Here is a 15115-nt window from a genome sequence, read left to right as displayed (position 1 = left end):
CGACACTGGCGCACAAGGAGGCTATTGCCCTTGGCTGCATCTGAAACCGGAATTGAACATGCTCGATAGTCTGAGAAAAGCCTCGGGAACCTGGGTCGCCAAAACTTTGCTCCTCATGCTGGTGCTGAGCTTCGCTGTCTGGGGAATTTCGGGTCAGGTTGCAGGCGTGATCGGCGGCCACGAATCCGTCGTGCGCGTTGGCGGCACGTCGGTCTCGGTCAACGAATATCGTCTGTCCTATGACAGGCAGATCAATTCGCTCTCCCAGCAATTCGGCCAGCGTCTCACGCAGGAGCAGGTCAACGCCCTCGGGCTGGACCGTCAGGTGATCGCACAGCTCGTGTCCGGAGCGCTGCTCGACGAACAGGCCCGCAAGATGGGTCTCGGCATCTCGCAGGACCGCCTCGCTGCCCTCACCCACGAAGACCCGGCTTTCCGCGGAGCAAACGGACAGTTCGACAGGCAGATGTTCGACTATGTGCTGCGTCAGGTCGGCATGAGGCCGGAAGATTATCTGAACAACAGGGCACAGGTCGCCCGGCGCCAGCAGATCATCGAAGCCGTTTCGGATGGCCTCAAGGTGCCCGACACATTCCTCAGGGCATTCGCTCTCTATCAGGGTGAGGACCGTACGGTGGATTACCTGGTGCTGCCGAAATCATTGGTAGAGCCGGTTGAAGCTCCGTCCGAGACCGAGCTTTCCACCTATTTCGAGGCGAACAAGCAGAAATATGCCGCGCCCGAATATCGTAAATTCTCCTATGTTCGCCTCGAACCTGAAGATATTTCCGATCCTGCCGCGATCAGCGATCAGCAGGTGAGCGAGGATTACGAGAAGAACAGGTCGCTGTTCACCACCCCTGCCACCCGCAAGATCGAGCAGATCGTTTTCTCATCCGAGCAGGATGCGCAGACGGCTCGCGATTCCATCAACAACGGCGGAACTTTCGACCGGGTCTATGCCGCGCAGGGCAAGACCGAATCCGATGTTCAGCTCGGAACGCTGGCAAAGGACAAGATTGCAGATCAGGCCGTGGCGGAAGCAGCCTTCGCGCTGGGGCTGAATGAAGTCAGCCATGTGATAAAGGGTACTTTTGGCCCGGTGCTTTTGCGCGTGACCGAAATAAATCCCGAGGTGGTCAAGCCTCTCTCCGAGGTTCAGGATCAGATACGCAAAGACCTCGCCCTCAGCGAAGCCAGCCGCCTGCTGCTCGAAGTTCACGACGCATATGAGGATGCCCGCGCCGGCGGCGAGACCATGGAAGAGGCCGCTGCCAAACAGCGCCTCAAGGTTGTCACGGTCGAGGCGATCGATCGTTCGGGCCGCGCGCCTGACGAGAACGTCATTCGCGACCTGCCGGAATCGGCCAACCTCATCCGCGCGATTTTCGAATCCGAACCGGGCGCCGAGAACGAGGCCCTGCAAACGGCGAATGGCGGCTATCTGTTCTATGAGCTCAACTCCGTCACCCCCGCCCGTGATCGCGCTCTGGATGAGGTGAAGGACCGCGTTGTTGCCGACTGGACGGCGCTTGAAACCGAAAAGAGACTTCTGGCCAAAGCCGAGGAGCTGAAGAAGCGTGTTGCGGAAGGGGCCGGGCTGGATGTGGTGGCTTCCGAGCTTTCGCTCGAAAAGCAGACCAAGCGCGGCCTGAAACGCTCCGCTGACGATGCCGACTTCGGTCGCGAAGGAGCAGCCGAGATGTTCGATGTCGGCGAAGGCCAGTCCGGCGTCATTCCGGCGCCGACCGGCGGCGCGCAAATCCTGTTCAAGGTCACTCAGGTGGTGGAACCGGCCGCCGCCGACGCGCAGACCGTTCCGGATGACGTGAAGAACTCCTTCGCCGCGGGCCTCTCCGGCGATCTCCTCGATCAGCTGGTTGCCCAATTGCAGAGCCAGTATTCGGTGGAGATCGATCAGGTGGCCATCTCGCAGGCACTGGCCAGATGAGCGCGCTGAAACCCTTCATCGGCAAAGTGGCAACCGGCGACGCACTGAGCTTCGATGAAGCGTGCGATGCCTTCGACATCATCATGTCGGGTGATGCCACTCCGGGTCAGATCGGCGGCTTCCTGATGGCGCTGCGTGTCCGCGGTGAGACCGTCAGCGAGATTTCCGGTGCCGTCGCCACGATGCGCAGCAAGATGCTGCCCGTCTCGGCCCCGGTGGAAGCGATCGACATCGTCGGCACAGGCGGCGACGGCTCGCACAGCGTAAACATCTCGACCGCCTCCGCCTTCGTCATTGCCGCCTGCGGCGTGCCGGTGGCCAAGCACGGCAATCGCGGCCTGTCCTCGCTGACGGGCACCGCAGACGTGCTGACGCGGCTGGGTGTCAACATCGAGCTCGCACCGGAAGCCATAGCGCGGTGTATCGAGGAAGCCGGTATTGGCTTCATGTTCGCGCCATCGCATCACCCGGCGATGAAGCATGTGGGGCCGATCCGGGTGGAGCTTGGCACACGTACAATCTTCAATCTGCTCGGGCCTCTCACCAACCCTGCAGGGGTCGGGCGGCAGCTCGTGGGCGTGTTCGCGCCCGAATGGGTGCTGCCGGTGGCCGAAGCCCTCAAGGCGCTCGGTTCCAGACATGTGTGGGTCGTTCATGGCGATGGCTATGACGAGATCACTGTAACCGGCGAAACCCATGTTGCCGAACTCGTCAACGGTGAAATCCGCAGTTTCACCCTCACCCCTGAAGCCTTTGCGCTGCAACGCCATTCCAAGGAAGCGTTGCGCGGCGGAGATTCGGAATTCAACGCGGCCGCATTGCGCTGTGTTCTTTCGGGAACTCCCGGCGCATATCGTGATACGGTGCTGATGAATGCCGGTGCCGGACTGGTCGTTGCCGACAAGGTCAGGACACTTGAAGACGGAATCGTCAGAGCCCGCGAAGCGATCGACAATGGGAATGCGACCAGAGTTCTGAACAAGTTGATCGAGGTTTCCAACGCTTAGCCATGTCAGACATTCTGCGTAAGATTGAAGCCTACAAGCGTGACGAGATCGCCGCAGCAAAAGCGCGCACGCCCCTTTCCGAGCTGAAAGCCCGGGCAGCAGATCAGGAAAAGCCGCGCGGCTTCCTTTCCGCACTTGAAACATGCAATCGCGACGGCCGCTTCGCGCTCATTGCCGAGATCAAGAAAGCCAGCCCGTCAAAAGGCCTTATCCGGGCCGATTTCGATCCGCCCGCCCTTGCCCGGGACTATGAGGCCGGCGCCGCCGCCTGCCTTTCGGTGCTGACGGATGGACCGTCTTTTCAGGGCGCCCCGGAATATCTGACCCGCGCGCGTGAGGCTGTCAGCCTTCCCGCGCTGCGAAAGGATTTTCTGTTCGACACCTATCAGGTGCATGAGGCGCGCGCATGGGGGGCGGATGCGATCCTCATCATCATGGCAAGCGTCGATGATGCCACCGCGCAGGCGCTCGAAGACACCGCCTTTTCGCTCGGTATGGACGCACTGATCGAGGTGCATGACGAGGAAGAAACGGTGCGTGCGCTTCGCCTTTCCTCGCGCCTCATCGGCATCAACAACCGCAATCTGCGCACCTTCGAAACCTCGCTGGAAACGAGCGAACGTCTTGCCCCGATGATTCCGGCCGACAGGCTGCTCGTCGGCGAGAGCGGCATCTTCACCAATGAGGACTGCAAGCGGCTGGCCCGGAGCGGCATCGGCACTTTCCTCGTTGGCGAAAGCCTGATGCGTCAGGATGACGTTACCAGTGCCACGCGCATTCTTCTTGGGCTCGAATCAGGCGAGGCATAGCTGCCGTGAGCGAACGCCCCTCTCCGGCCGGAACCGGCCTGACGCATATTGGCGCTTCCGGAGAAGCGCATATGGTCGATGTCGGCGGCAAGGCCGAGACCGTACGGGAGGCCGTCGCCGAGGGCAGCGTTCGCATGCAGGCCGAGACGCTGGCCATGATCCTCGCAGGCAACGCCAAGAAAGGCGATGTCCTGTCGACAGCGCGCATAGCCGGCATCATGGCCGCCAAGAAGGCGCACGAGCTCATCCCGCTCTGCCATCCGCTGCTGCTCACCAAGGTCAGCGTCGACATTGAGCCGGATCACGATCTGCCGGGCCTCAGGGTTCAGGCTCTGGCGCGCGTTACCGGCAAGACCGGCGTTGAAATGGAGGCTCTGACGGCTGCGTCCGTCGCCTGCCTCACCATCTACGACATGGCCAAGGCCGTGGATCGCGCGATGATCATTTCCGACATCAGGCTTACCTCCAAGACCGGAGGAAAATCAGGCGACTACAAGGCAGAGGCCTGACATGGCGCTGGTCCCGCTGGAAACGGCGCTGCAACGCCTTCTGGAGGATGTCGGGCCCCTCGGTGGTGAAAGCGTGCCCCTGAACGATGCGTATGATCGCGTGCTTTCCGAGTCGATCGTGGCGCTGCGCACGCAGCCTCCCTTCAACGCCTCGGCAATGGATGGCTATGCCATGCGGGGCGCCGACGCGCAGATCACGGGCAGTGAGCTGGCCGTCATCGGCGAAGTGGCCGCTGGCAGCATGTTTTCAGGCTCTGTCGAAGCCGGCCAGTGCGTGCGCATCTTCACCGGCGCGCCCCTACCCGCGGGAACCGATACGGTCGTTATTCAGGAAAATGTCGACAGGCCGGCAGATGGCGTGATCCGCCTGCGTGAGCCGACCGCTGCCGGTCGCAATGTGCGGCGCGCCGGTCTGGATTTCACGACTGGCGACCTTCTCGTCGAAAAAGGCCATCTGATGCGCGCCAGCGCGCTTTCGCTCGCCGCTTCGGCCAATCACGCGCGCCTCACGGTCGTCAGACGGCCACTGGTCGCCATCATCGCCACCGGCGACGAATTGCGCCTGCCTGGAAGCGAACTGGGACCGGGTCAGATCATTTCATCCAACAGCTATGGCATCGCAGCCGCGGCCCGCGCCGTGGGCGCCGATGTTCTCGATCTCGGCATCGCACCAGATCGCGAGGATGCAATCTCGGCGCTGGTGAAACAGGCTGTTGCGGCCGGTGCGAACGTCATCGTCACATCTGGCGGAGCCTCCGTGGGCGATCACGATCTCGTTCACAAGGTTCTGACGCGCGAAGGCATGACGCTCGACTTTTGGCGGATCGCCATGCGGCCCGGCAAGCCGCTGATGTTCGGCAGAATGGACAACATCAGATGTCTGGGCCTGCCCGGAAATCCCGTGGCGAGCCTCGTCTGCTCGCAGCTTTTCCTGAAACCTCTGCTCGCCCGCCTTGGCGGCCGCCCTTTCCGTCAGGACATCAGGACAGCGACGCTCGGGGCACCGGTTTCAGCCAACGACCATCGTCAGGACTATGTTCGTGCAGCCATTGAGGAACGCGACGGCCAGCTGATTGCCACGCCCTTCGGTGTGCAGGATTCTTCCATGCTGCGCACCATGGCCGCATCAGGGGGACTGGTCATACGCGCCCCCTTCCAGCCGGCATCGGAAATCGGCGATCCCTGCCAGTTGATGATGATCGGCTGAAGCCGTCCCCGGTCGTTCTGATTTTAAGCGGTTGCGGAACACAACTGGAACATATAGTGTTTGTTCCGGGTTTGTTTTCCGATTCTGGATTCGCCGCTGCCGGGGGAACCTATGCTGACGCGCAAGCAACATGAACTGCTTCTCTTTATCCATGAGCGGTTGAAGGAGAGTGGCATTCCGCCCTCTTTCGACGAAATGAAGGAAGCGCTGGACCTTGCCTCGAAGTCGGGCATCCATCGCCTGATCACCGCACTGGAAGAACGTGGGTTTATCCGTCGCCTGCCCAATCGGGCGCGTGCGCTGGAAGTGCTGCGCCTGCCAGATTCCATTGCCCCCGGTCTGAACAGTGCGCGAAAATTTTCACCCAGCGTCATTCAGGGAAGCCTCGGGCAGCCGGCAAAGGATGTTCGCAAGCCGCAGATCGCCAGCAATGAGGATGACAGCGCCTCGGCGGTTTCCATCCCCGTGATGGGGCGGATCGCTGCGGGTGTTCCGATCGATGCGATCCAGCACAAGACACATTCCATTTCGGTGCCGCCGGAAATGCTGTCGGGCGGCGAGCATTATGCCCTCGAAGTTCGGGGCGACTCCATGATCGAAGCCGGCATTTTCGATGGCGATACCGTCATCATCCGCAACGGCGATACAGCCACCCCGGGCGATATAGTCGTGGCACTCGTTGACGAGGAGGAAGCAACCCTGAAGCGGTTCCGTCGCAAAGGCGCCTCCATCGCGCTTGAAGCCGCCAATCCGGCTTACGAAACCCGGATTTTCGGACCCGACCGCGTCAAGGTGCAAGGCAGGCTGGTCGGATTGATCCGCCGTTACTGATCCGGAAATGAAACAGAACGAACCGGATTTTTTGCCTTCCATCCGTTCTGAGGAACATTGTTTATCAGCATCTTAAAACAACATCCTGAGGAAATGATTGAAATGTTGAGGTCGCCATTTGAGCGCTCTCAAAGCGTTGATCGCCGATAGCTAAAGGGCACTTTACGACCTGTACGATCGGTGAGCAGATTTTAGCTCCATAGGCGAGCGGCCCGTCCAGCTATCTGTCACGATGGTCGATTTTCCTGCGTAACTGGGTCTGCATTTGATCCACCCGCAGAAACGGACCTGCCAGACGAGGCGGAAACCGTTCCGGATACGCCCTGTCTTTATCGCTTATTCGATCTTGTCCGGGGCTGAGAGAACAGGCGTTTCCGCAGGTGCTGAGGCAACTTTTCTCTCATAGGGCGGCAAGCCACGTGCTTCCCGCGAGTATCGGCGCTGGGTGTGCCATGGCCGATAATCCCCTTCGATTGCGAAGCGCACCTTTGGCTCTCCGATGATTGGCAATGAATTTCCGACTGGAACACCAGAAGCAGCGTCGACCTTTTCCAGATAGACTTCGGCACTTCCCTTTTGCGCCAGCTTCCGACGGGTCACCACAATTGCCTGAGATTTTCGGCACGGGTTACGCATCACCGCGTCCTCGATCACGATGACTGTTGCATGGGCACATGCTTTGGCGGCCATACCCGCATCCTGAACCTGCACGACAAGCAGACCAGAGGGACTGCGCAAAGCACATGTTTTCTCGGAGCATACAAACCCTGCTGCTTTGCTTTCCTGCCTCGCAGGAGCGATAAAATCCTGCAGAAAAATACCCTCGTCCGGCGGCTTTACGCGGGTTGGCGGCAATATCGTTTCTGCATCCATCGCCCGGCTCCAGTTATCCATGGTGAAGGCACTCGGGCGGGGGCGGTTGACCGCAACCTGCCCCCCTTCCATGGCGACGGCAATCAGCCGGGCATCTTCTGAAATGAGAATGTCAGGCGTTCGGGCAGAGCCAAGCGTCAGCATACTGCCTATGGCGAATGGCAGTGCGACAAGGCGCAGCCATGTTGTCGTCATCGTTGCAATCACCAGCGCAATCGTCGCCAGAAGCACTGCCTCGGGTGGAATCAGCCCGATCGCGTCGACTGGCGACATGTCCGCGATCTTTTCGGAAAGGAAAATCACTGCCGTCAGCCCCTTGCCCATGATTTGCAAGAGAGGGCCATCCAGCCCGAAAGGCATGGCGAGCGATGCAAAAACGGCAAATGGCATGACGATGATCGAGACGACGGGCATCACCGCCAGATTGGCCAGCAGGCTGAGCGGTGCAATGCGCTGAAAATGCCATGCCGCGTAGAGGGTCGTGGCAACGCCGGCAACCACGGACGTTGCGGCAAGGCCAACCATCATGGTGACCAGAGCGCGGATCAGCGACCGAGCGAGACCGGACTTTTTGTAAACCCGCGCAACAGGTCGGCGCGCCTTGTAGTCCGACCATGCCGCATAGGCGCCGACCAGCGCCGCCGTTGCCGCGAACGACATCTGAAAACTCGGCCCCACCACCTCATGGGGCGTGACCAGGATGACGATGATCGCCGAAATAGCGAGATTGCGCATGGTCAGCGCGCTGCGGTCGAACAGCACGGCCACCAACATCACGGCCAGCATGATGAACGAGCGCACGGCAGCCACCACCATGCCGGATATCAGCAGGTAGGCGAAAATCGCAAAAAGCGCGGTAAGGGCTGCATATTTCCTGACCGGATGACGGGAGGAAAAATCCGGGAATGCGGCGAACAATCCGCGCATCAATCCCATCACCGTACCCGCCACCAGCGCCATATGCAGGCCGGATATGGAGATGATGTGATAGATGCCGGTCTTGCGCATTGCCTCGTTTATCTCTTCTGGAATGCCCGCCCGCACCCCGACGATCAGCGCTGCCGCGATCTCGCCTTCTGGCCCGCCGATGCTGTGCCTGATGCGCCCGGCAACCGCCTGCCGCCCCCGCTCGATCGCTGCACTGACGCGGGTAGCCAGCGGCGCGACAGTCTGCTCGGACAGCTTTGGTCCGGAGAGAAAGAAACCGCTCGCGCCAATGCCACCAAAATAGTTGGAAAAGGATGTGTCGTAGCTGTCCGGCCGAATCGGCCCGCTCGGCGGCAGCAGGCGGACGAGACCGGTCACATCCGAGCCCGCTGCTATCTCCGGCGGCAGGTTGCGGGCGGAAATTCGTACCCGTTCCGGCTGGTAGCGTAGTTTCGGCCTCTCTGTGGAGACGACATCGATCGTCAGACGCTTGCGCCCGCTCGCCATGTCCTCAATTTCCACGACCCTCCCGGTGAGTCGGACGGTGATGTCGGAGCCAATTACCCGCGTATCCAGACGCCATGTCTGAAATTTGGAGAGGGTGACACCGGAAATGCAAAACAGAAGAGCCAGGCAACACAGATGAATTTTGTGATGTCTGCGCACGGCCCATGTCAAAAACGCAAAAGCCCCGGTCAGACCAAGCAGCACAGTCCATCGAGGTTCATGAGACATCGAAAAGTACAATACGACGCCAATGGACAGGAACACGGGCACGAGAAGAAAGCCGGCTCCACGCTCCATTTCCAGCGCAAACGCCATTGAAGCAGATCGTCCGAATCTGCGTAGTTGCAGCGTGACATGTGCTGCCTGCAGGAATCGCGATTGCCGTGAAGGCAGTGGAGCAGGCTCGGAAGAAAGTGCGGGAGAAGTATCCTGCGGAAGGGCGGGCACCTGCGGCGCCGGCGATGCCGTTGCCTCCGGCAGAGCAAAAAGATTTCGCTCACTGACGTCAAAAGGCGCATTCTTTGCGCCGTGACTGCCGGCCGACGACAAAGTCACCAAGCCTCCCCCTTGCACCCCTCACCTCCTATGCTACATGAACGCGCAAACAGCGAAAGTCCGGCAGCTGGCTTTCGTCACCTCGCGAGAACTGAATGTCTGACAAGGTCGTCACCCGCTTCGCCCCCTCGCCTACGGGCTTCCTGCATATAGGCGGTGCGCGCACTGCGCTGTTCAACTGGCTTTATGCCCGCCACACCGGCGGCACCATGTTGCTGCGCATCGAGGATACGGATCGGGAACGCTCCACAGATGCAGCTACCGCTGCGATTCTCGAAGGCCTGAGCTGGCTTGGATTGAAATGGGAAGGCGATCCCGTATCGCAGTATGAGCGCGCCGGCCGGCACCGCGAGGTGGCGGAAGAGCTCGTTCGTCTGGGCAAGGCCTACTACTGTTACGCCAGGCCGGCGGAACTGGAAGAAATGCGCGAAAAGGCACGCGCCGAAGGGCGCCCGCCACGCTATGACGGCCGCTGGCGCGATCGTGACCCTTCCGAAGCGCCCGCGGGCGTTCCCGGCGCAATCCGCATCAAGGCACCCATCGAGGGAGAAACCCTCGTGCGCGATCTCGTTCAGGGCGATGTGCGCTTCCCGAACAAGGATCTCGACGACTTCATCATTCTGCGCTCGGATGGAAATCCAACCTACATGCATGCAGTGGTGGTGGACGACCACGACATGGGCGTCACCCACATCATCCGCGGCGATGACCATCTCACCAACGCGGCACGGCAGACCATCATCTATGATGCCATGGGCTGGCAGGTGCCGGAGATGGCGCATATCCCGCTCATTCACGGTGCAGATGGCGCAAAGCTTTCCAAGCGCCACGGTGCGCTCGGCGTGGAAGCCTACAGGGCAATGGGATACCTGCCCGAGGCCCTGCTCAACTACCTTGCACGCCTCGGCTGGAGCCATGGCGACGACGAGGTGATGTCGATTGCCCAGATGATCGAATGGTTCGACATCACCGATGTGAACAAGGGGGCAGCGCGCTTCGACTTCGCCAAGCTGGAAGCGCTGAACGGCATTCACATGCGTTCGATGGATGACGCGGCACTCACCGAAGCTCTCCTGTCCGCCCTGCCATATCTGCCGGATGGCGAAGCCCTTGCCGCAGGATTTGACGACGCGGCCAGAAAACGGCTGCTGCGCGCCATGCCGGGGCTCAAGGATCGCGCCAAGACGCTGATCGAGCTTGCGGACAACACCTATTACCTGACCGCCCGGCGGCCTCTCCAGCTGGATGAAAAAGCGACGACCATACTCGATGACGCCGCAAGGGCCGTGCTGAAGGATGTGCTGGCCCGTTTTCAGGATATCAGCGAGTGGAATACTCAGACGACCGAAGCGGCAATCCGTGAATACGCTGAGAGTTCCGGGCTGAAACTGGGCAAGATCGCACAACCGCTGCGCGCTGCGCTGACCGGCCGGGCGACGTCCCCCGGCGTGTTCGATGTGCTGGATGTGCTTGGGCGTGAAGAAAGCCTCGCACGCATTGGGGATCAAATCGATTAAGGGACACGGCTACGAAAATTGACGTTGAAAGGCCTGTGTTGCGGTGCAACATTAGCGCGCGAACCGAAACGGTTCGGCACCTTATACAGGCTGCACTTTTGAACATTCCCGTATTTCGGATTTAACATCGACCAACGATTTTTGCCGCTTGGGCATGAGACTTGACAAGGAGTTTGCGATGACCGGATCAACTGCGAAACTGGAGCTTGGCGGCAAAACTCACGAACTCCAGGTCCGAAGTGGCACGATCGGACCGGACGTCGTGGACATCGCCTCGCTCTACTCGACCACCGGCGCCTTCACTTACGATCCCGGCTTCACTTCGACGGCAAGCTGCGAATCGCAGATCACTTACATCGATGGTGACGCAGGCGTTCTGCTGCACCGCGGATATCCCATCGACCAGCTCGCCGAGCACGGCGATTTCCTCGAAGTCTGCTACCTCCTGCTCTACGGTGAACTGCCGACCAAGAGCCAGAAAGAGGATTTCGATCACCGCATCACGCGCCACACGATGGTGCATGAGCAGATGTCGAAATTCTTCTCAGGCTTCCGCCGCGATGCGCACCCGATGGCGGTCATGTGCGGTGTCGTCGGTGCACTCTCGGCCTTCTATCACGACTCCACCGACATCTCCGATCCGCATCAGCGCATGGTCGCCTCGATGCGTCTGATCGCCAAGATGCCGACCATTGCGGCCATGGCCTACAAATATCACATCGGCCAGCCGTTCATTTATCCCAAGAACGACCTGAACTTTGCTGCCAACTTCCTGCACATGTGCTTTGCCGTGCCTTGCGAGGAATACAAGGTCAATCCGGTTCTGGCGCGCGCCATGGAGCGCATCTTCATCCTTCATGCCGACCACGAGCAGAACGCTTCGACCTCGACCGTTCGGCTGGCCGGCTCGTCGGGCGCCAACCCGTTCGCCTGTATCGCCGCCGGCATTGCCTGCCTGTGGGGACCGGCTCATGGCGGCGCCAACGAAGCTGCCCTCAACATGCTGGCCGAGATCGGCCACGTCGACAACATTCCCGAATTCGTGAACCGTGCCAAGGACAAGAACGATCCGTTCCGCCTCATGGGCTTCGGTCACCGCGTCTACAAGAACTACGATCCGCGCGCCAAGATCATGCAGCAGACCGCGCATGAGGTTTTGGGTGAACTCGGCATCAAGGACGATCCGCTGCTCGACATTGCAATGGAGCTGGAAAAGATCGCTCTTACCGACGAGTACTTCATCGAGAAGAAGCTGTACCCGAACGTCGACTTCTACTCGGGCATCACCCTGAAGGCACTGGGCTTCCCCACCACCATGTTTACCGTTCTGTTTGCCGTCGCCCGCACGGTGGGCTGGATTGCCCAGTGGAAGGAAATGATCGAGGACCCGCGCCAGAAGATCGGCCGTCCGCGCCAGCTCTACACCGGCTCGCCCGAGCGCGATTACATTCCGATCGCCAAGCGCTGACCGGATACGAAAAAGGCCGCGAAATTCGCGGCCTTTTTCTTTTGAAATAAGAGCTTGTCTTCCTGATTTCTCTTACTGGATCATGTTCAGGACTGCCTCGGCTCCAATTGCTCCGGCCGGACGATCGGTTGCCATGCGGCGGCGCACTTCCGCAAAGCCGGCTTTCTGCCAATCGCGCATGCCCCCATCGATAAGCAGTGCCTCGACCTGCCGGGCCAATATTCCGGGCCGCACAAAGCGATCGTAGAATTCAGGCACGATGGCCCGGTCGGCGATCAGATTGGGAAGCGATGCGGACCAGATTTTCAGCAGAAGCGGCGCAACAGGCCGGATGACGGGATCGAGCTTGTAACAGGAGATCATCGGCACCCCCGACAAAGCCAGCTCCAGAGAAACCGTTCCCGATGCAATCAGCGCCGCATCAGCCTCTGCAAAGGCCTGCCACTTGGCATCCGGCTCGGTCACGATTTCCGGTTTCTGGTCCCAGTTCTGTGTCGACTTCCCGATCGTCGGAGCAACATGCGGAACAGTTGGCAAAACCAGCCGCAGCTTGTGGCCGCGTGCGCGCAACTCATTCACCGTTTCACCGAATGGCTCCAGCAAACGGCTCACTTCTCCGCGTCGTGAGCCTGGCAACAGAAGCAGCGTTCTGGTGTTCCCGGCCGACATATCCCGCGGCTGGTCTTGCCCCGCTGCGGCAAGCCTGACACCCGCATCCTGAGTCAGCCGATGCCCCACATAGGTGCCGGCGGGGCCACCAAGGCGCTCCAGTTCCCCAACCTCGAAGGGCAGGATGCACAGAATGCGGTCCACATAAGGTCGCATCGCCGCCGCCCGGCCTTGCCGCCAGGCCCACACGCTTGGGCACACGTAATGAACGATCGGGATCGAGGCAGCGCCAGAACGCACCTTCTTCGCGACGCGCAGGGAGAAATCGGGGCTGTCGATGGTGATCAGGCAGTCCGGCTTTGCGGCGATAATCGCTGCCGCAGTCTGACCAATGCGACGGATAAGGCGAGGCAGATCGCGCAGGATGGCGCTGACGCCCATAAGCGCGATCTCGCCCGAACTGAACAGAGATTTCAGCCCAAGCCCCTCCAGATGACGTCCGCCGACACCAACAAGCTCGACCTTGCGTCCGGCCTGCTTTTCCAGTTCCCGGATAAGGTCCGCGCCCAGAAGATCCCCGGATTCTTCACCCGCCACGATGGCGATGCGCAGAGGTCGCTGCTCCTTCATGGCGTATCCTTAGGCGGCAGGCCGATGACGAACAGGCCAAGCGCATCGGCCTGTTCGATCATATCCGGCCCGTCCAGCACGAGCGAATGACCGGCCTCCACCGCAATGCCCGCCAGTCCTGCCGCATGCGCTCCGATCACCGTGCGCGGGCCGATGGAGGGCAGGTCCGTGCGGGCCTCCTGCCCCGGTTTGGCGCACTTGACCAGCACGCCGCGCTTCTTTCCCGCGAGGCGCCCATGATCCCGCAGGTCGCGGACGCGCTCCAGCATGGCGTCGGTTCCCTCAATGCCTTCCAGCGCGATCGCGCGGCCGCCTATGGCGACTGCACCCTGCCCTATGTCGAGCGCGCCTATGGCGTCCGCAGCGATGCGCGCCGCCTTGATGTCGCGCCAGTCTGCCTCGGATGGAGAATGGTTGCCGAAAGTCCCTTCAACGGCAACCAGATCCGGAACGATTTCATGCGCCCCGACGACCTTGAAGCCGCTTTTCTCCAGCCATTCGACCACGAAGCGCAGAAGGCCATCGTCCCCTTTGGCCAGAGCCCGGATGAGTGACGGAACAAAGCGCAGAAGTCCTATTCCGGGACGCATTGCGGCGACACGCGGGCGGCGCTTGATTTCTCCCGCCATCACCACGTGGGTGATGCCACGCCGGCGAAGGCGCGCAACAAGCGATGGCGCGTCTTCCAGCGCGATTGTCTCGTGATCGTAGCGCTCAAGCCCGGCTTCGGCATCCGGCTCGCCCTCAACCATCAGGACAAACGGCTTCAGGCCTGTGTTTGCCAGGCCTTCAGCTATCGCACCGGGAAGGTTTCCGCCGCCGGCAATGATGCAGACCCTGCTGTGAGGATCGCCGGCACGACCGCGAGGATTGCTCTCAGTCCTCGTCATCGCCATCGTCGCCGGCCCCGCCCTTCAGCGGGGGGACCGTATAGTGTCGCTTTCCGCGACTTCCGATGAAGTCGATGATCTTCATGGCAGTCGGCGAGCCGGAAAACTCGGACTTTGCAATCTCGATATTTTCCGCGACCGGCCGACTATGATCGAACAAGGTGTGGTAGCAGCGACGCAGCAGATGGATTTCAGCGCGCGGCAACCCTGAGCGCCTCAGCCCGATGATGTTAAGCCCGCGCAGCTTGGCGCGGTTGCCGACAGCAATCGCGAACGGGATGACATCACCCACCACGGCCGAGCAGCCGCCGATAAAGGCGTTGTTACCGATGCGGACAAACTGGTGAACGGCGGTAAGACCACCAATATTGACATTGTCGCCGATCTCGCAGTGACCGCCGAGCGTAGCGCCATTGGCAAAGGTTGCGTTCTTGCCGACCACGCAATCATGGGCGATGTGGGCGTAGGCAAGGAAATTGCCATTCTCGCCAACGACCGTCTCGCCGCGGCTGGTGTCGGTGCCGGTGTGCATCGTCACGCCTTCGCGGATCGTGCAGTTCGCACCGACGATCAGCGTGGTGCGACCGCCTGTATGCTTGGCATTCTGGGGAGGCGCTCCGAGAGTTGCCATGGGAAAGACTTTGGTGCCGGAACCCAGAGTGGTGGCCCCCAGCACAGAAACATGTCCGACAAGTTCGACATTGTCTTCGATCGTTGCATCCGCGCTAACATGGCAGAACGGGCCGATACGCACACCGCTGCCAATCCGGGCACCGCTCTCGATGACGGCGGACGGATGTATGATCGTCTGGTTTTCCATTGTGC

Annotated in this window: 12 protein-coding genes; 8 read left to right on the top strand and 4 right to left on the bottom strand. The window is 60.7% G+C overall.

Going from position 1 to position 15115, the window contains the following annotated elements; translation table 11 throughout:
- Positions 1–58 precede the first annotated feature (58 nt).
- The 6 genes from AC5XE7_RS01705 to lexA all read left to right on the top strand — a co-directional run bounded on the left by AC5XE7_RS01705 (position 59) and on the right by lexA (position 6314).
- On the top strand, positions 59–1951 hold the full coding sequence (locus tag AC5XE7_RS01705; RefSeq protein WP_495364404.1) for a SurA N-terminal domain-containing protein: 1893 nt from the start codon (positions 59–61) through the stop codon (positions 1949–1951).
- Complete coding sequence (gene trpD, locus AC5XE7_RS01700) at positions 1948–2958, top strand: anthranilate phosphoribosyltransferase (protein WP_495364405.1); 1011 nt, start codon at positions 1948–1950, stop codon at positions 2956–2958. The genes AC5XE7_RS01705 and trpD overlap by 4 nt, the downstream gene beginning before the upstream one ends.
- Positions 2959–2960: 2 nt before the next feature.
- Positions 2961–3767, top strand: coding sequence for an indole-3-glycerol phosphate synthase TrpC (trpC, locus tag AC5XE7_RS01695; RefSeq protein WP_495364406.1), 807 nt, complete (start codon positions 2961–2963; stop codon positions 3765–3767).
- Positions 3768–3772: 5 nt separating this feature from the next.
- Positions 3773–4276, top strand: a complete 504-nt coding sequence (gene moaC, locus AC5XE7_RS01690) for a cyclic pyranopterin monophosphate synthase MoaC (protein ID WP_287942808.1) — start codon at positions 3773–3775, stop codon at positions 4274–4276.
- Between the two features lies 1 nt (position 4277).
- Positions 4278–5483, top strand: coding sequence for a molybdopterin molybdotransferase MoeA (locus tag AC5XE7_RS01685; RefSeq protein ID WP_495364407.1), 1206 nt, complete (start codon positions 4278–4280; stop codon positions 5481–5483).
- A gap of 111 nt (positions 5484–5594) precedes the next feature.
- A complete protein-coding gene (gene lexA / locus AC5XE7_RS01680) occupies positions 5595–6314 on the top strand; it encodes a transcriptional repressor LexA (protein WP_495364408.1) in 720 nt (239 codons plus the stop codon).
- A 336-nt stretch (positions 6315–6650) separates the two neighbouring features.
- Here lexA and AC5XE7_RS01675 read toward each other — a convergent pair whose 3' ends face one another.
- Positions 6651–9176, bottom strand: a complete 2526-nt coding sequence (locus AC5XE7_RS01675) for a ComEC/Rec2 family competence protein (protein ID WP_495364409.1) — start codon at positions 9174–9176, stop codon at positions 6651–6653.
- A gap of 95 nt (positions 9177–9271) precedes the next feature.
- Between AC5XE7_RS01675 and gltX the strand changes: the two genes are divergently transcribed.
- Positions 9272–10693, top strand: coding sequence for a glutamate--tRNA ligase (gene gltX / locus AC5XE7_RS01670; protein ID WP_495364410.1), 1422 nt, complete (start codon positions 9272–9274; stop codon positions 10691–10693).
- Between the two features lie 178 nt (positions 10694–10871).
- Entirely contained in the window at positions 10872–12161 is a 1290-nt protein-coding gene (gltA, locus tag AC5XE7_RS01665; RefSeq protein WP_183830250.1) for a citrate synthase, read from the top strand.
- 72 nt (positions 12162–12233) lie between these two features.
- On the opposite strand, the gene lpxB is transcribed toward gltA, so the two are convergent.
- From lpxB to lpxA, 3 genes are read right to left on the bottom strand one after another with little or no spacing between them, the layout of a single operon-like run.
- Complete coding sequence (lpxB, locus tag AC5XE7_RS01660) at positions 12234–13400, bottom strand: lipid-A-disaccharide synthase (RefSeq protein WP_495364411.1); 1167 nt, start codon at positions 13398–13400, stop codon at positions 12234–12236.
- A complete protein-coding gene (locus tag AC5XE7_RS01655; protein ID WP_495364412.1) occupies positions 13397–14290 on the bottom strand; it encodes an LpxI family protein in 894 nt (297 codons plus the stop codon). Before AC5XE7_RS01655 ends, lpxB begins: the two co-directional genes overlap by 4 nt.
- On the bottom strand, positions 14277–15110 hold the full coding sequence (gene lpxA / locus AC5XE7_RS01650) for an acyl-ACP--UDP-N-acetylglucosamine O-acyltransferase (RefSeq protein ID WP_495364413.1): 834 nt from the start codon (positions 15108–15110) through the stop codon (positions 14277–14279). Before lpxA ends, AC5XE7_RS01655 begins: the two co-directional genes overlap by 14 nt.
- Positions 15111–15115: the final 5 nt, after the last annotated feature.

Source organism: Aquamicrobium sp. YD-1-mutant5 (genome assembly GCF_059509755.1).
This window is presented reverse-complemented; position numbering and strand designations above follow the sequence as displayed.

Excerpts from the sequence above, each read along its gene's own strand:
- trpC (WP_495364406.1), top strand. The coding sequence starts at position 2,961 with ATGTCAGACATTCTGCGTAAGATTGAAGCCTACAAGCGTGACGAGATC.
- lpxA (WP_495364413.1), bottom strand. The coding sequence starts at position 15,110 with ATGGAAAACCAGACGATCATACATCCGTCCGCCGTCATCGAGAGCGGT.
- AC5XE7_RS01655 (WP_495364412.1), bottom strand. The coding sequence starts at position 14,290 with ATGACGAGGACTGAGAGCAATCCTCGCGGTCGTGCCGGCGATCCTCAC.
- AC5XE7_RS01685 (WP_495364407.1), top strand. The coding sequence starts at position 4,278 with ATGGCGCTGGTCCCGCTGGAAACGGCGCTGCAACGCCTTCTGGAGGAT.
- lpxB (WP_495364411.1), bottom strand. The coding sequence starts at position 13,400 with ATGAAGGAGCAGCGACCTCTGCGCATCGCCATCGTGGCGGGTGAAGAA.
- AC5XE7_RS01705 (WP_495364404.1), top strand. The coding sequence starts at position 59 with ATGCTCGATAGTCTGAGAAAAGCCTCGGGAACCTGGGTCGCCAAAACT.
- gltA (WP_183830250.1), top strand. The coding sequence starts at position 10,872 with ATGACCGGATCAACTGCGAAACTGGAGCTTGGCGGCAAAACTCACGAA.
- trpD (WP_495364405.1), top strand. The coding sequence starts at position 1,948 with ATGAGCGCGCTGAAACCCTTCATCGGCAAAGTGGCAACCGGCGACGCA.
- gltX (WP_495364410.1), top strand. The coding sequence starts at position 9,272 with ATGTCTGACAAGGTCGTCACCCGCTTCGCCCCCTCGCCTACGGGCTTC.
- lexA (WP_495364408.1), top strand. The coding sequence starts at position 5,595 with ATGCTGACGCGCAAGCAACATGAACTGCTTCTCTTTATCCATGAGCGG.